Origin of the sequence: Peribacillus sp. ACCC06369, from assembly GCF_030348945.1 — a bacterium.
Classification (GTDB): domain Bacteria; phylum Bacillota; class Bacilli; order Bacillales; family DSM-1321; genus Peribacillus.
This window is the reverse complement of sequence record NZ_JAUCEN010000002.1, coordinates 2,826,450-2,842,266: the sequence shown is the minus strand read 5'-3', so window position 1 is coordinate 2,842,266 and position 15,817 is coordinate 2,826,450. Positions and strand designations below refer to the sequence as shown.

14 protein-coding genes are annotated in these 15,817 nt (G+C 39.1%); 10 read left to right on the top strand and 4 right to left on the bottom strand.

Going from position 1 to position 15,817, the window contains the following annotated elements; translation table 11 throughout:
- Positions 1-217: 217 nt before the first annotated feature.
- Together QUF78_RS14610 and QUF78_RS14605 are read right to left on the bottom strand one after the other, a co-directional pair.
- The gene (locus QUF78_RS14610) at positions 218-376 is read right to left on the bottom strand and encodes a hypothetical protein (protein ID WP_289325223.1); all 159 of its coding nucleotides are present in this window, start codon (positions 374-376) and stop codon (positions 218-220) included.
- A 242-nt stretch (positions 377-618) separates the two neighbouring features.
- Positions 619-1,887, bottom strand: coding sequence for an L-lactate MFS transporter (locus tag QUF78_RS14605; protein WP_289325222.1), 1,269 nt, complete (start codon positions 1,885-1,887; stop codon positions 619-621).
- A gap of 664 nt (positions 1,888-2,551) precedes the next feature.
- Between QUF78_RS14605 and QUF78_RS14600 the strand changes: the two genes are divergently transcribed.
- Entirely contained in the window at positions 2,552-3,643 is a 1,092-nt protein-coding gene (locus QUF78_RS14600) for a branched-chain amino acid aminotransferase (protein ID WP_289316259.1), read from the top strand.
- Between the two features lie 35 nt (positions 3,644-3,678).
- Here the strand turns inward: QUF78_RS14600 and QUF78_RS14595 are convergent, their stop codons facing one another.
- Positions 3,679-4,365 (bottom strand): helix-turn-helix transcriptional regulator, encoded by a 687-nt coding sequence (locus QUF78_RS14595; protein WP_289325221.1) that lies wholly within the window; start codon positions 4,363-4,365, stop codon positions 3,679-3,681.
- Between the two features lie 139 nt (positions 4,366-4,504).
- On the opposite strand from QUF78_RS14595, the gene QUF78_RS14590 reads away from it, so the two are divergent.
- Both QUF78_RS14590 and QUF78_RS14585 read left to right on the top strand, forming a co-directional pair.
- Positions 4,505-5,392, top strand: coding sequence for a R2-like ligand-binding oxidase (locus tag QUF78_RS14590; protein ID WP_289325220.1), 888 nt, complete (start codon positions 4,505-4,507; stop codon positions 5,390-5,392).
- Positions 5,393-5,533: 141 nt separating this feature from the next.
- Positions 5,534-6,745, top strand: coding sequence for an iron-containing alcohol dehydrogenase (locus tag QUF78_RS14585; protein WP_289325219.1), 1,212 nt, complete (start codon positions 5,534-5,536; stop codon positions 6,743-6,745).
- Between the two features lie 140 nt (positions 6,746-6,885).
- Here the strand turns inward: QUF78_RS14585 and QUF78_RS14580 are convergent, their stop codons facing one another.
- Positions 6,886-7,140: an alpha/beta-type small acid-soluble spore protein gene (locus QUF78_RS14580; RefSeq protein WP_289325218.1), complete on the bottom strand. Its 255-nt coding sequence runs from the start codon at positions 7,138-7,140 to the stop codon at positions 6,886-6,888.
- A gap of 90 nt (positions 7,141-7,230) precedes the next feature.
- On the opposite strand from QUF78_RS14580, the gene QUF78_RS14575 reads away from it, so the two are divergent.
- From QUF78_RS14575 to QUF78_RS14545, 7 genes are all read left to right on the top strand, one after another.
- On the top strand, positions 7,231-7,419 hold the full coding sequence (locus QUF78_RS14575) for a hypothetical protein (protein WP_289325217.1): 189 nt from the start codon (positions 7,231-7,233) through the stop codon (positions 7,417-7,419).
- Positions 7,406-8,140, top strand: a complete 735-nt coding sequence (locus QUF78_RS14570) for a YqcI/YcgG family protein (RefSeq protein ID WP_289325216.1) — start codon at positions 7,406-7,408, stop codon at positions 8,138-8,140. The genes QUF78_RS14575 and QUF78_RS14570 overlap by 14 nt, the downstream gene beginning before the upstream one ends.
- 251 nt (positions 8,141-8,391) lie before the next feature.
- Positions 8,392-9,018 (top strand): FMN-dependent NADH-azoreductase, encoded by a 627-nt coding sequence (locus QUF78_RS14565; RefSeq protein WP_289325215.1) that lies wholly within the window; start codon positions 8,392-8,394, stop codon positions 9,016-9,018.
- Positions 9,019-9,135: 117 nt separating this feature from the next.
- Positions 9,136-10,932, top strand: a complete 1,797-nt coding sequence (pepF, locus tag QUF78_RS14560; RefSeq protein WP_289325214.1) for an oligoendopeptidase F — start codon at positions 9,136-9,138, stop codon at positions 10,930-10,932.
- Between the two features lie 224 nt (positions 10,933-11,156).
- Positions 11,157-13,403 (top strand): AAA domain-containing protein, encoded by a 2,247-nt coding sequence (locus QUF78_RS14555; RefSeq protein ID WP_289325213.1) that lies wholly within the window; start codon positions 11,157-11,159, stop codon positions 13,401-13,403.
- 289 nt (positions 13,404-13,692) lie between these two features.
- The gene (locus QUF78_RS14550; RefSeq protein ID WP_289325212.1) at positions 13,693-14,691 is read left to right on the top strand and encodes an LLM class flavin-dependent oxidoreductase; all 999 of its coding nucleotides are present in this window, start codon (positions 13,693-13,695) and stop codon (positions 14,689-14,691) included.
- 93 nt (positions 14,692-14,784) lie between these two features.
- A complete protein-coding gene (locus QUF78_RS14545) occupies positions 14,785-15,807 on the top strand; it encodes an LLM class flavin-dependent oxidoreductase (protein ID WP_289325211.1) in 1,023 nt (340 codons plus the stop codon).
- Positions 15,808-15,817 lie beyond the last annotated feature (10 nt).

Genomic DNA, 15,817 nt, shown 5'->3' with positions numbered 1-15,817 from the left:
TTTTAAAATTCGGGTAATAATCCCCTAGATAAAATCGTAAACGGGATTCGGGATGAGACCATTCAGACCCCATATAGTCGACAGAATGAGACCTTCATTCGATAATGAAGGACTTGTAAAAAAATGATGTATGGATCAATCTGCCGTTTTCCTGTCCTTTCGTGCATAATCCCCATAATAAAGCCCGCCTACAAGGGTTACACCGCCAACTGCATAATCACAGTTGATGAAATATCACTTCAATTAACTTAACCAGCAAAGATAGTGCAACCACTTTCAAATGGGCTATCAATAAGCTATCAGATTCAGTCAATCCCAGTAGATGTCCGAATATATAAACTTCAAAAATAGATCTAACCTTAGTGATCGCAAACATGATCCTTGATTGATATTGTTCAATGGAAATTACCCATGTTTTTGTTGGGCACTTCGAGGTTAAAGGGATGATAGTGGAGGGACCAAGTAATGAATGGCGGGGTTCTTATCCAGAAGGCTTATGGGGGCTTGGGAGCATGTTCAAATAAAAAGGAAAAATGCATCATCAAAGTATACTCCGGTAATGGAGGTTTACTTGATGATGCCTTTTTGCAGGTGTTTAAGAACAAAGCTATTTTAATATCAGGATATTTTACTTAAAGTATTCGTTAATCCTTGTTTCTGTTCTTTTTGCATTTTTTTAATATCCAAACGCAACCAGATGGAGATGACGAATGCTATCGCAATTAAAACAGCAAAAACGTAGAACACCGGGATGTAACTGTTCGTACTTTCCCTTATTGCAGTAACCAGCATTGGCCCGCAAACTCCTCCTAGTGACCATGTAGTTAAAAGATAACCATGGATGGCCCCAATTTCCTTAGTTCCAAATAAATCCCCGGCAAATGCAGGGAGGTTTGAAAATCCGCCTCCATAACAACTAACGACCAGCAAGATGAGTCCTTGGAACAATAGAGTATTTGTAGTCGTTGGAAGTAAAAGGAACGCTCCGATTTGAATGATGAAGAAAATGACGAAAACATTTGGACGTCCAATATAATCTGATGCTGCTGCCCAGCCCAGTCTTCCTCCGCCATTAAAGATTCCCATAATGCCGACTAATGTTGCTGCACCGGCTACAGACAGCCCAACAACGTCTTGAGCCATGGGTGAAGCTACCGAAATCATCATGATCCCTGCACTTGTATTTATCAATTTCATGGACCATAACATCCAGAAGTGTTTAGTTTTAACCGCTTCTTTTGCCGTTAACTGCCTTAGGTCTTTCTTCAGTTCTTTCTTACCGGACTCAATATCTTTCTTCATTCCTTCAGGTAGCCAGTTGGCCTTTGGAGGTGCAATATAGGATGCCCCCAAGAACATCAGTATGAAATAGCCTGCGCCTAAAAGATAATATGTAGTATAAATGCCAACGGATTCCATAAGGCTTGCAGCTACTGGGGCTGTAATGAGGGCTCCGGCACCGAAACCTAATACTGCCATTCCTGTTGCCAATCCCCTGCGATCAGGGAACCATTTGACTAAAGTGGATACTGGTGAAATGTACCCGATCCCCATACCAAGTCCACTTAAAACCCCATATGTCAATAGGTAAAGCGGAAGTGAATCGACCATTACTGCCAAACCGGAACCAGCTTGTCCTAATCCGAATAATACAGCAGCGACCATAGCTGACTTCCTTGGACCATTTTTTTCTACGAATTTACCAAAGAAAGCAGCAGAAGTTCCTGCAAGCGCCATCATTATTGTGAATGCTAACGTTACTTCGGTTTCTGACCACCCCATAGTCTCAACTAATGGTTTTTTGTACACGCTATATGCGTATGCACCACCAATGGAAAGGTGAATGGCGATAGCGGATAAAGCGATTAACCACCTGTTTTTTGTCATGTTGTTACCCCTTTTCATCTAAAATAAGAAAGTTACATGCGTTTTATCTATAATATTTTAATTTGCATGCATTTTATCTATCTTGTGGGATAAGTATATAAGAATATTAATTAGTCGTAAACTGCTAAATTGAATTTTATGAAAATTTCACCTTTATAAACTGTATTATATTAAATTTGGGAATAACGCTAAATTTTATGTAATAGTATAAAAGTGTTTCATTTCTTTAGTTGAGCTTTGTTAAAATACATCTATTGCGTCCTGGCGGCTGCGATTAGTAATCGGCTGCACATTTAGCCATCTTCTTGGTTAAAGAAGTGGAAATAATTCATTTGATTTGCTTGCATTTGGTTCCATGATGGAAAATCTTCAATAATTCTCATTGGCACTATTGTAGATAATTTGTTAAAATAACCTAATATTAAGGATATCAAGAAACCTTACAGAAAAATTCGGAATTGATATTTTTGAGAAATTGGACTAATAATAGGTTCTTTTTTCAGGAATAATAGTATGGAAATAAAAAAAAGTCATTTATTTTAAAAAAATTCCGAAAATTTCGTCTTAAAGGGTTGAACTATGATTCCTGATAGGAGTAAACTAATTAAAGATAGATTTTATGGAAGTGAAATCTTGTAAATTTATTCAACAAGGGGTTTTGGTAATGAAGGAACATGACATGCAAATCACGCTTAGTACAACAAAGAAAGAAAAACCACAAGCGGACCAGCTTGAGTTCGGTAAGCAGTTTACCGATCATATGTTTATAATGGATTACACACAAGGGCAAGGGTGGCATGATCCAAGAATTGTTCCTTATCAACCGCTCGCATTAGAGCCGTCAGCTATGATTTTTCACTATGGTCAATCTGTATTTGAGGGATTAAAAGCATATGCAACACCAGAAGATGAAATTATACTATTCCGTCCGGAAAAGAACTTTCAACGCTTGAATAGTTCAAATAGCCGATTGTGCATACCGGATGTCGACGTTGATTTTGCGTTGAAGGCCTTAAAAACTTTAATTAGCGTTGATAAGGATTGGGTTCCTCAGGCAGAAGGGACCTCCTTATATATCAGGCCATTCATTATAGCTACTGAGCCTTATCTTGGAGTTTCTCCATCAGAGAAATATCAGTTCATCATCATCATGTCACCTGTAGGTTCGTATTATAAAGAAGGCATTCATCCGGTTAAAATAGCAGTGGAGTCAGCTTTCACACGTGCAGTCAATGGTGGTACTGGAGAAGCTAAAACGGGCGGTAATTATGCATCGAGCCTAAAAGCACAAGAAGTATCAGAAAAGCTGGGTTATGCCCAAGTCCTTTGGTTGGACGGAGTAGAGAAAAAGTATATTGAAGAAGTTGGAAGCATGAATGTTTTCTTCAAAATTAATGGTGAAATTATCACACCTGCCTTAAATGGAAGTATCCTTCCGGGTATTACTCGTGATTCCATTATAGAATTGCTGAAACATTGGAATCTTCCCGTTTCGGAAAGACGCATTTCCATGGAGGAAGTCCATGAAGCATATAAATCAGGTCACTTGGAAGAGGCCTTTGGAACGGGTACAGCAGCGGTAATCTCACCAATTGGTGAATTTTTGTGGAATGGTGAAGAAATGATCGTTCAAACCGGGGAAACTGGCGAACTATCTAGAAAGCTTTATGATACACTGACGGGTGTCCAAACAGGTAAAGTTGCAGACGAGTTAAACTGGACCACTAAAGTTGAAGAAAAAGTGACTCAGATATAAAAACAAAAAAACCTTCTATGAAGGTTTTTTTGTTTTTATATAATCATTTTGTTTCTTATGGCAACCGCGACTGCCTCGGTCCGGTGACTCACTCCTAATTTCCTGATTGCAGAAGAAATATGATCTCTGACGGTAAATTCACTAACGTTCATTTTTGGTGCCATTTGCTTTAGTCCTAAGCCATTGGCTAAATGTTGAAGGACCTCCACTTCACGTTTACTTAGCAGGTAAGTGGGAGGAGCGGATTCCAATGGTGAACTGACAGCCAGTTTCAAATAATGGGAAACCTTCATTAAATCATTCTTGGTAACAGGCTTGTTGGCATGAATGGGGTCAACCAAAACGAAACCGATAACCATGTCATTCAAGATTATCGGAATGATTGCCAATGAAGAGATGGAAAATCTTTTAACGTATTTTGCAGGGATGGAAGATTTCGCATGTTGGATGGTTAAGTATATGGGTTTGTTATGGATGACTGCTTGGTGGATGGGGTATATATCATGAATATTTTCTTTAACATTATGTAATGAAAAAATATCTTCTCTTGTACATGCGCATATCCCTTCACCCATTCCTGTTAAACATGAGTAACTGAATAAAGATGCCCGTTGAAATGAAAAAAAATCCACACAGCCCTTTACGATCATTTGTGATTTATTTTCCATATCTTTTTGATTGGAAATCTTTTTTACATGATTCATCAGGGTTTCCTCAAGCATTCGACTTTTTTCCTCCCTACATTTTCAGTGCTAGGATACATACTACTAATATCTTACAATATAATGAAAATCCTTACAAATTAAAACATTCTATAGGAATTCAAAAGTTTACAGTTCATAAAATCAAGGAGGCATTAACATGAAAAGAAAGAATTTAACGACCACCAGCCGGAGTTTTAGAGAAGATACCCTACCATTTAAACTTTATCAAAAGGCAAAGAAATTTGGTATATGGAATCCACGTGACATTGATTTCAGCCAGGATAAAGAAGATTGGAAGTCATTTAATGATATTGAAAGGGAAGTGTTATTACGGATTATTTCCCTTTTTCAGGGCGGAGAAGAAGCCGTGACTTTGGATTTGCTTCCGCTCATCATGACGATAGCAAAAGAGGGTAGGATCGAAGAAGAAATGTACTTAACGACATTCTTGTTCGAGGAAGCGAAGCATATGGAGTTTTTCCGTTATACATTAGATCAAATTGGTGAAACGGGTGATTTGACGGTATATCACTCAGACACATATAAATCCATTTTTTATGAGATATTGCCTGAAGCGATGGGGAAACTTTTATCCGATCAATCCCCTGAAGCATTGGCGGAAGCAGCCACTGTATATAACATGTTTACCGAGGGAGTTCTTGCAGAAACTGGATATTTCGGGTTTTATGAGACTCTCGAAGCTAGTAAAATGATGCCTGGTTTATTAAAAGGCGTTGGTCTATTGAAGAAAGATGAATCACGCCATATTGCTTATGGAACTTTCCTTCTGCAGAGAATCATCAGTGAACATCCACATATCTATAACCAAGTTGAAAAGAGGATGGAGGAACTTTCACCACTGGCCTTCAAGTTAAATACGGAGGGTTATGATCTGTTAGGCAATCCATTTGGTAATGATAAACAAGCGGTTCTAGAATTTACCATGAAACAATTATCAGTGCGTATGGAGATTTTGGGAAGGGCAAAAGGAAAGGGAATTGAAGAAATCTATCAAAGTAACGAAAAGGAATATGGGGTTTTGTGAATCGGATACAAGCTTACCACATTTCTGAATGTTGGATGTTGAAAAAGGATTTCACCTCATGGATGACATCAGGCACTTGAAAGCTGGAAATGAACAATCCTTAATCGTTAATATAGACTAATTTGACTGAGGTGAAACTTTATGAAGGTAAACACTCAATCCAATTTTTGGCTAAGGTCTTCGATTTATAGCGGCCCGAATGCTCGTTCAATCATTCCGGATCTATTCAATGGTCTTGGGGCCAAAAGGATTCTACTAGTGAGTGATGTGGGTTTGGAAAAGGCTGGTGTCGTTAAAAAAGTGGTCGAGAGTTTTGAGTTGCCGATATTAGGCACCAAAGCTGAAATAGTAGGGCAGTTTCTTGGTGTTACACAAGACGCAGCGAGTGAATGTGTAAACGGAGCATTGAAATATGCACGTAAAGTGAATGCCGATGCCATACTAGCCATTGGTGGTGGAAGTGTCATTGATACCGCAAAAGCATTGAAATATGGATTATTTCAAGGAATTACGGATATAAATGATGCGATTCCAAGAGGTTATCTATATGAGGGGTTTCCAAAAGCCCAACCTATGAATATTCCACATATTTCAGTAGCCACAACAGCAGGAACCGGTTCTGAAGTATCCCCGATCGCAGTCATTTATAATGAACATATAAAAGTCAAAATGAATATATACAATGTTTTCTTAAGTTCGGATGTAGCCATTTTAGATCCCGAGTTAACTATCGGACTGCCTCCTGAAATAACGGCGTTTACTGGGGCCGATGCATTGACACATGCAATTGAAGCGATCGTCTCACCTGCAGCGACATCAATAACTGATGCTTATGCATTTCAGGCCATACGAGTTATTGAAAAAAATTTACCGAGGGCTGTAAAGGACGGAGCCAATATTGAGGCCAGAATGGAAATGTTGCATGGAAGCATGATGGGAATCACTGCATTTTGTAGTGCACTGAATGCGATTCCGGTTCATAACTTTGCGCACGCATTTGGAGCGTTATTCCGTATTCCGCATGGATTGGCCAATGCCGTGTTATTACCGGTTGTCATGGAGTCTATTCCGGAGTTATATCTTCCAAAGGCCCATTTGATAGCCGAAGCCTTTAAAGTCAAAATACACGATGAAGATCCAAAAGGAATCTTAGCAAAAGTGGTAGAGAAGATCCGTGTTTTCCTATCTGATCTTGGTTTGCCCCTTGACTTCAGTGACTATGGAATTAGCGATTCAGACATGGAGGGAATACTTACTGCAGTATTGAAGGATCCAGCTGCCACTAATTATCCGATGTCGTCGGAATTAATCATGTCAGTGGTTTCAAGAGTTTCAACCGTGAGCATTAATTAATTTCAAAAAAAGCCAGCCAAAAGGTTGGCTTTTTTGTTAAGTCCCAAAATGTATGTTCTTTAGCAGTAGGTAATGATCGCTTCAATGATGTCGGTCTTAATGAAAAAAACGATAACAACTTGGATCGGAGAGGCACCTACTTAATGCCTTTTTCCTAAGTTTTCCTGGGCCATCTTTATAAGTTCCTTGACCATGCCTCCTCCTAACTTTCCGCCAATTTTCCCATTCTGCTTGGAAGTGAGCTCACCGTTATAGTCTTTTTTCAGCGGTACGCCAATTTCTTTTGCTACTTCAAACTTTGCCTCTTCAGGATTCTTTGTACCAGCAACTTTTGCTTTTAAATCATCGAGTCCTTTTCGCGCTTCGGGTACGAGAACTTTTCTTCTTCTTGCCATTTTAGCATCACTCCTATTTTTTTCTTAGGTTATCCTAATGGAAAGAAAATGATTATCATGCTGAACGATTGTTTTTGGCTGAATACCATAATGACGTTTTTATTAAAGGAAATTGGAATCACCCTGGAACGGGGAACTTATAAAATCTTAAATGAAGAATTATTTAGATATGATGTACCTGATTACGGTGATTTGCCAGTTCGAAGAAGTTTTAGTTTTTATAAATTCGGGTATTATATATTATCACGATTTAAGGAGAACAATGATGCTGACTGTTAATTCAAGTTTATTAACGAAAGATGATATGACAAATCCCGATCGAGTGCCGAAATGGCTAATTAAAGAATATCAAACATTCCATAATACAGTGACGGACAAAACATTTCCTTGTTATTTCGGGATGAAAGCTGAAAATAAAGGGGAACTTCGTTATGCTTATATTACACAGGAAGATTGGTCCAATCTCCCTAAAGCAGTGGAAAGTTTTCTTGATTTATTTCAGGAACCACCATATACCAGGCATGGCCTGTTTGTCTTTATGGAGCCTGAATCGATAGAAGGAGATATTGAAATGTACCGTAAAAGGTTTTGGGATATCTTGCAATACCTCCATAAAGCGGATAAAAAACCTTGGCCAATTGAAAAGCCGAAAGATCCTGAGCATTATTTATGGGACTATCATTTTGCAGGGGAACCAATCTTTGTCTTTGGTAATGCTCCTGCTTATAAACAGCGTAAAACCCGCGATTTAGGAAATAGCCTTGTTCTTGGATTCCAACCCCGGATGATCTTTGAAGGGTTGGAAGGAACGGAAAAAGGCGGGATCATGTCACGTGAAAAGGTTCGTGAACGAGTGGAGAAGTGGGATAACCTTCCTACACATCCTGATATCAGTCACTTTGGTGATGTAAATCATAATGAATGGAAACAATTTTTCATCGGCGATGATATAGAACCGATAAAGGGTAAGTGTCCATTCCATCACAAAGAGTTAACTTAACCGAGGGCAAATTGCTCTCGGTTTTTTTCTTCGCGGCATAATGGAATGCTGGTGGTTATAAAAAATCCAGGAGCAAATTCCTGAAATGTACATTTGAAAATAAAAAACATATTTCTTGCCTTATTGCATGTTCAGTCATATAATGTGAAAGTAGTGATTGCAGTTAATTCGAGATATATGGATTAAACATTTATTTTGAAACTGTACTTTTTTCTTACACATACAAAAATTAAATTCTTGGGGGAATTGAAATGTCTAAAGTATTATTTGTTAAATCAAATGACCGTCCAGCGGATCAAGCTATTAGCGTGAAAATGTATGAAACGTTTTTGAACACATACAAGGAAGCAAATAGTAACGATGAAATAACTGAATTGGATTTATTTAAACTGAACTTACCTTACTATGGAAATACAGCAATTACTGCACTATATAAACGCAGCCAAGGAATGGAATTGACTGAAGAAGAAGTTGAGATTGCTGAAATCGTGCAACAATACTTGAATCAATTCCTTGCTGCCGACAAAGTGGTATTTGCCTTCCCGCTATGGAACTCAACGGTTCCTGCGCCATTGGTAACTTATATTTCTTATCTTGCTCAAGCTGGTACAACTTTCAAATACACAGCTGAAGGCCCTGTAGGCTTGGCTGGGGGTAAGAAAGTGGCTTTGCTTAATGCTCGCGGATCGGATTATGCATTGCCTGGAATGGATGCTGGCGAAATGGCAGAGAGATACGTAACGATGAATTTAAACTTATGGGGCATAACAAACCCAGAAACGGTTGTTATCGAGGGACATAATCAATATCCAGATCGTACACAGGATATCGTTGCAGAAGGATTGGCGAAAGTTGCTGAAACTGCGGCAAAATTCTAATTGATAAAAGAAAAACCAGTATGTATTTTTAACATACTGGTTTTTCTATGCAGATTTTTCTGAAAGTCGATTATAATAAAGGGTAAGCCTATAAGCATGAAAGGAAGTGCCGATAATATGCAAACGTTTAAATCACGTGACGAAATCAAAGAGGAAGAAACATGGAACTTAAAGGATATTTACGATGATCAGGCTAAATGGGAAAAAGATTATCAAGAAGTACTTAAGATGACAGATAAATTAAAGTCATATGATGGGCATATTCAATCTTCTCAAGATTTGTTCGAGTATTTACGATTAAGTGAGGAACTTGGGTACATTTATAACAAGCTGTATGTATATGCCATGCTGCAAGCCGATTTGGATACAAGGGTTACCTCATCCCAAGCATTACTGGATCGAGCAGCTCGGTTAGGGCAGAAAATGAGTAATGCAACTGCATTTTTCATGCCGTTCCTTTTGAGCCTGGAAGAACAAACATTAAAAGGGTACATAAAAGAGATAGAGGGTTTAAAATATTTTGAAGAAGATCTCTTGGATTCCTATCGCTATAAAGCCCATGTGTTAGCGAAGGAACAAGAAGAGGTCCTTTCTCAAGTAGGCGAAGCCTTTTCAGCACCTCAAAAAACGTTCGGGATGATCAACAATGCTGATATTAAATTTGGGGAAGTTACGAATGAAGACGGCGAGAGGGTAGAGCTAACGCGAGGAATGTATTCCAAATTGATTGAAGACGATGATCGCGATAAAAGAAAAGAGGCCTATTTCGCCTATTATCAGCCATATGTTCAATTGAAGAATACAATCGCATCCACACTTTCCACAGCAATCAAGAATAATGTGAATCTTTCAAAACTAAGAAATTATCCATCTGCCTTGGAAAAATCCTTATTTGGAGATCAAGTTCCAAAAGAGGTATATGATAATTTGATTATGTCAACTAAGCAAAATATCGGCCCCATGCATAAATACATTCATCTAAGAAAAAAATTGCTGGGGGTAGAAGAATTACGTGCTTATGATTTAAGTGTACCATTGGTGGAAGGTGCTAAAGAGGAAATTTCTTATGATGATGGTTTTGCTTTGATGGTGGAAGCACTAAAACCTCTTGGCGAAGAATATATCACAACACTGAAAACCTTTAAGGAAAAAAGATATATCGATGTCAGGGAAACACCTGGAAAACGTTCAGGCGCTTATAATTTAGGACTTTATGGTGTTCATCCGTTCATCTTATTAAATCACCGTGATGATTTAGACAGTGTATTTACACTTGCCCATGAATCTGGACATGGCATGCATTCTTATTATAGCTCAAAATATCAACCGCAAATAAGTGCAGGATATTCCATTTTTGTTGCTGAGGTTGCATCCACTGTGAATGAAATCCTGCTGATCCGCCATTTGATTAAGACAACAAAAGACGTGCAAAAGAAAAAACACTTACTTAACCATTTCATAGATAGTTTTAAAGGAACGTTCTTCACACAGGTGATGTTTGCGGAATTTGAAAAGATTGTACATGAAAAAGCTGAAAATGATGAACCGCTAAATGCCGAGGTTTTTAATACAGCTTATGAATCGATATTCCGAGCTTATAATGGAGATGAAATAATTTTCGATGAAGAAGTGAAGTATGGGTGGTCACGCATCCCACACTTCTATCGTCCGTTTTACGTCTACAAATATGCAACTGGTTACGTTTCAGCTATTACGATCGCAGATAAGATCATTTCCGGGGACCAAAAAACACTTGAAAGTTATTTGACGTTCTTGAAAAGCGGGAGTTCCGATTTCCCATTGGAGTTGCTTAAGAAAACAGGCGTAGATTTAACTAAACCTGATCCAATCGAAAATGCAATGAGGATTTTCAGTGATCTGGTTGACGAATTCACGGAGTTATCAGAGGGCTAATCTAAACCATTTCTTCCAAAAGAGCCCATGGTATGATGTTATAAAAAATGCTATAGTTAAAATATTGGCGTAGGAAAGGCCCAATCTTATGATTGGGCCTTATTTTATATGTTAAAGAAACGAATACTGCGCGAAAAAGGTCATAGGGACAGATATTTTCTACATCGGAGCTTTAGGCCAGTTTCTTTAAACTTCAATGGCATATTTTGTGAGGAAAGTGAAAAATGAATTCAACAGTTAATTATATAAAAGAATGGCAGCAGGCCCTACAACTTGAAATCCTGCATTTAAAAAAATACGGCAGCACAAAATACCTGGTTTCGAACGGCCATCTGCTTACAAGTGATGGTTCTTTCAGCTATTATTTTGAAACAGGTTCATCGATAAAAATTCCTGTCGGTTCCCTCGTTCGACTGGAATGGGGAGGAATTAAACAGGATGGAAGGATCCTCTCATCGGAAGGGAAAAGTATAATTATCGTATTTGACCGCTCGTTAGGCGATATGATCGGTGAAGCCTTTTTATTCCATGATCCATGGGAATTGCTAGAACAATTGATTATCCGCTTGGATGAAATCAAGAGAAGTAAAAAGAAAAGGCTTCGGATCAAGCGCCTGATGGACCCATCCATGCCCCAAAAACATCCTGTTAACGAAAAACTAAGCAGTGTGAAAGAGCTATATGCCCGTTCGAAGTTCAATCCTGTCACTTTTGTCTGGGGACCCCCTGGAACAGGAAAAACCTATACGCTTGCACGTACAGTAGCCAATCATTATTTACAAGATAAAAAAGTGTTGGTCTTGTCTCATAGCAACCAGGCTGTAGATGTTTTGATGGCTGAGATTTCTTCATTCATTAAAAAGAAAGATCGTTTCAAAGAAGGCGATGTGCTTCGCTATGGGTCTCAAATCGGTGAATCTCTAGCCATCCATGATGATATAGTTACGGGACAATTATTAGGTAAACATGAACCGACATTGGTTAAAGAAAAAGAACAGCTTGGAGAAGAGAAACGTTTATTAAAACATGACTTGGCTGGCTCCTTCAGTAAAAGGGATACGGATCAATTAATCGAGATAGAAAAAAACCTGGCCAAAGTTTTGGAGAAAATCCGCCAAAAAGAGGTTCAATTAGTAAAAGAGGCAAAAATCATCGGTACGACCTTGGCTAAAGCCGCAAATGACGAAACGATTTATCAAAAGGAATATGATCTGGTCATTTTGGACGAAGCGAGCATGGCTTACGTACCACAGGTGGCATTTGCTGCAGCGATATCCAAACATATTATCGTTTGTGGTGATTTCAAACAATTGCCGCCTATTGCTTCCGCTCGTGATTCACTCGTGAAACTTTGGCTGAAGGAAGACATCTTCCATCGGTCCGGTGTCGCTCAATCTGTGGAAGAAAGAGAACTTCATCCTCATTTATTCCTGTTAAAAGAACAGCGCCGCATGCATCCTGATATTTCTGCATTCACTAATCGTATCGTCTATAACAATTTTGTTGGGGATCATGAAAGTGTTGCGACTAGCAGGGAGAGCATAATGCTGGCGGAACCGTTTGCCAATAAGGCAGCCGCACTAGTCGATACTAGCTTATCAGGGGAATATTGCATAACTGAACGCACTTCCCACTCGAGAATGAATCTTTGGCAATTGCTTTTATCTTTTCAACTGATTCATGAAGCGTATATGGGCGGGACAAGGTCAATTGGTTATGTGGCCCCATATCGTGCTCAGGCAGACTTGATGGAAAAACTATTGGATGACTTATATGTCAAAGAACGGCAAACAGCTGATATCATCGCAGCAACTGTACACCGTTTTCAGGGAAGTGAACGTGAAATGATGATTTTTGACACAGTTGATAGTTATCCGCAAAACAGGGCTGGAATGTTATTGACAGGGAGAGAAAGTGAAAGGCTCATTAACGTGGCAATAACAAGGACGAAAGGGAAGTTTGTACATGTATGTGACACTTCATTTGTTAACAAACACGTTTATCGCAGCAAAACACTCCGTCAGCTTGTCGATCATCAAATTCAAAATGATCAGTTTGTGTCAAAGAAAGACATTGGAAAATGGGTTAAACACCAGCACCCAAAATTGCAATGGATGCATGCCCGTAAATTGGGTGATTTTCTGGAAGATATTGAGTCGGCAAAACAAGAGATGGTTATGGCAGTGCCGGATTTAAACAGTTTGTCAGAAGAATGGAAGCTATACTTAATGAAACGAAACCCAGCAGTGAAATTGACGATTATATCAATAAAAAGAAACCCTGATATAAATTCTGATCATTTTATTTGTTCACCGGTTTCCTTTTCGTTTATCATCTTTGATAAACGAGTTACCTGGTTAGGTTTGCCCGTAGAGTCCAATAATCGGATACAGCCCCCATTTATAGCGGCTCGTTTGGATTCGCAAATAATGGCTGATGAATTACTATCTCAATTCAAAAAAAATGAATAGCTCCGGAAAAGGCCCTTTTATAGGGCTTTTTTTATTTTATAAAATGTATATTCCTTAAAATACCTCGCTAGAATATATGTTATTCTCTTGAGTCATCTACTAAAATTAATATATTAAAACAAAGACCTCGTCAGAATATATAATTCATCCATAATCCCGAATCTGGATTCAACTCCTTATAATTTCCGCTAAAGGCTGCAAACTACAATAACATAGCAAGCTTTTCATGCGACTTTCTAATAGTTATGATTTACTATTAAGTTACGAAAGACAAGAAGGGAGGGATAAAATGAAACTGGGTATATTAGATCAATCCCCAATTGCATCCGGACAATCTGCACAAGAAGCATTACAGGCCTCACTGCAACTTGCTCAAGAAGGCGATAGGCTAGGTTATAGCAGAATCTGGTTTACTGAACATCATGATCTGCCGGGATTGGCCTGTTCCGTTCCAGAGGTGTTGATAAGCTATATTGCTGCGCAAACCAAAAATATCCGAATTGGATCTGGGGCAGTGCTGCTTCCGCATTATAAGCCATATCGGATAGCGGAGACTTATAATATGCTTGCGACCCTTTTTCCAGGCAGGATTGATATGGGACTGGGACGCGCTCCTGGTGGATCTGCGGAAGCTACGATGGCCTTATCCGATAATTTTCTTCAGAATGTTTACAAAATGCCTGAACTTGTTAAGGAACTGTTGAATTTTCTTAGAGATGAATTTCCGAAAGAACATCCCTATTCAAATGTTTCTGCTGCTCCTATCCCAAAGGTATCGCCTGAACCATGGATATTGGGAACAAGCGGGAAAAGCGCAAAACTTGCCGCTGAGAATGGTACTGCATATGCATTTGGTGAATTTATGAGTGAAAATGATGGAGTGCAGAGTTTTCAGCAATACCGTGATAACTTCCTATCGAAAGGGTTACTTAAAGCTCCTAAAACAATCGTTACGGTTGCTGCCATATGTGCGGAAACCGAGGAACTTGCAAAAGAAATCGCTCTTAGCAACACCCTATGGAAAATTCAAAGTGGACAAGGGGAAAGAAGGCAGGTTCCAAGCATAGAAGAGGTAAGGAATCATGTTTGGACTGAAAAAGAAAAAGCACTGATGGAAACCATGCATGAAAAACTGATTTTTGGTACACCTTCACAAGTGAAGTATCGTCTTTTGGAGATTCAAGAGAAATATCTAGCAGATGAAATCATGCTGATGACCATCACCCATAAATTGGAGGATAGGCTTAATTCGTTTCGTTTGATTGCCAGGGAAATTCTTAACAGTTAATCCCTTCGAGCATTTTGTGTGCATTTTGTGTGCATTTTCTATATGATGGCTTTGCGTCCAATTTATCATAATTGAAAGAAAGAAGATGAAGATATGAATGCTGATCAACACGCAAAAAAACTTAGCGACATTTCTTTTTCCGTTCTGGACCTAGCTTCTATTGTTGAGGGTGGTACAGTTTCGGGAGCTTTTAAAAATACAATAGATTTAGCCAAGCATGTGGAGCAATGGAATTATAACCGTTTCTGGGTTGCTGAACACCATAGCATGCCAGGGATCGCAAGCTCTGCAACGTCAGTGCTTATAGGCTATGTGGCAGGAAAGACGGAAAGAATTCGTGTGGGTTCTGGTGGCATAATGCTGCCGAATCATGCACCACTTGTTATCGCAGAACAATTTGGAACATTGGAAGCAATGTATCCTGGTAGAATAGATTTGGGACTTGGGCGAGCTCCGGGAAGCGACCAATATACGGCCATGGCTCTCCGGGGTGATGTACGTAATAACGGTCAGGATTTTCCTGAACAATTAGCACAGCTCCGCAGCTATTTGGATGCGGATTCTAAACATAATCGTGTTCGTGCCATCCCTGGAGAAGGACAGGACATTCCGATTTGGCTGCTTGGTTCAAGTGGCTTCAGTGCAGCATTATCAGCTCAGCTGGGATTGCCATTTTCATTTGCAAGCCATTTTTCCCCTGAAAATACCCAACCAGCTTTAGCTCGTTACCGCAATAATTTCCAACCATCAGACGTTCTCGATAAACCTTATGTCATGGTTGGTGTCAATGTTTTTGCAGCAGATTCTTCGGAAGAAGCACAAAGGATTGCTACATCTTATCAACAGCAATTCTTGAATTTGATCCGTAATACACCAGGACAACTTGCTCCTCCAGTTGATACGATGGAAGGCATTTGGACAGAATATGAAAAGGCCATTGTCATGAAACAACTGAATGCCTCCATTATAGGAAATCCGGAAGAGGTAAAAGAGCAGTTGCAGACCTTTTTAGATGAAACCCAGGCGGATGAAATGATTATAAACTCTGCCATTTATGATCAGGATGCACGCCTTCGTTCTTATGAAATCATTGCAGAAGTGACTGGAATGAAATAAGTGTCATTGA

Excerpts from the sequence above, each read along its gene's own strand:
- QUF78_RS14610 (WP_289325223.1), bottom strand. The coding sequence starts at position 376 with ATGTTTGCGATCACTAAGGTTAGATCTATTTTTGAAGTTTATATATTC.
- QUF78_RS14605 (WP_289325222.1), bottom strand. The coding sequence starts at position 1,887 with ATGACAAAAAACAGGTGGTTAATCGCTTTATCCGCTATCGCCATTCAC.
- QUF78_RS14600 (WP_289316259.1), top strand. The coding sequence starts at position 2,552 with ATGAAGGAACATGACATGCAAATCACGCTTAGTACAACAAAGAAAGAA.
- QUF78_RS14595 (WP_289325221.1), bottom strand. The coding sequence starts at position 4,365 with ATGCTTGAGGAAACCCTGATGAATCATGTAAAAAAGATTTCCAATCAA.
- QUF78_RS14590 (WP_289325220.1), top strand. The coding sequence starts at position 4,505 with ATGAAAAGAAAGAATTTAACGACCACCAGCCGGAGTTTTAGAGAAGAT.
- QUF78_RS14585 (WP_289325219.1), top strand. The coding sequence starts at position 5,534 with ATGAAGGTAAACACTCAATCCAATTTTTGGCTAAGGTCTTCGATTTAT.
- QUF78_RS14580 (WP_289325218.1), bottom strand. The coding sequence starts at position 7,140 with ATGGCAAGAAGAAGAAAAGTTCTCGTACCCGAAGCGCGAAAAGGACTC.
- QUF78_RS14575 (WP_289325217.1), top strand. The coding sequence starts at position 7,231 with ATGACGTTTTTATTAAAGGAAATTGGAATCACCCTGGAACGGGGAACT.
- QUF78_RS14570 (WP_289325216.1), top strand. The coding sequence starts at position 7,406 with ATGCTGACTGTTAATTCAAGTTTATTAACGAAAGATGATATGACAAAT.
- QUF78_RS14565 (WP_289325215.1), top strand. The coding sequence starts at position 8,392 with ATGTCTAAAGTATTATTTGTTAAATCAAATGACCGTCCAGCGGATCAA.
- pepF (WP_289325214.1), top strand. The coding sequence starts at position 9,136 with ATGCAAACGTTTAAATCACGTGACGAAATCAAAGAGGAAGAAACATGG.
- QUF78_RS14555 (WP_289325213.1), top strand. The coding sequence starts at position 11,157 with ATGAATTCAACAGTTAATTATATAAAAGAATGGCAGCAGGCCCTACAA.
- QUF78_RS14550 (WP_289325212.1), top strand. The coding sequence starts at position 13,693 with ATGAAACTGGGTATATTAGATCAATCCCCAATTGCATCCGGACAATCT.
- QUF78_RS14545 (WP_289325211.1), top strand. The coding sequence starts at position 14,785 with ATGAATGCTGATCAACACGCAAAAAAACTTAGCGACATTTCTTTTTCC.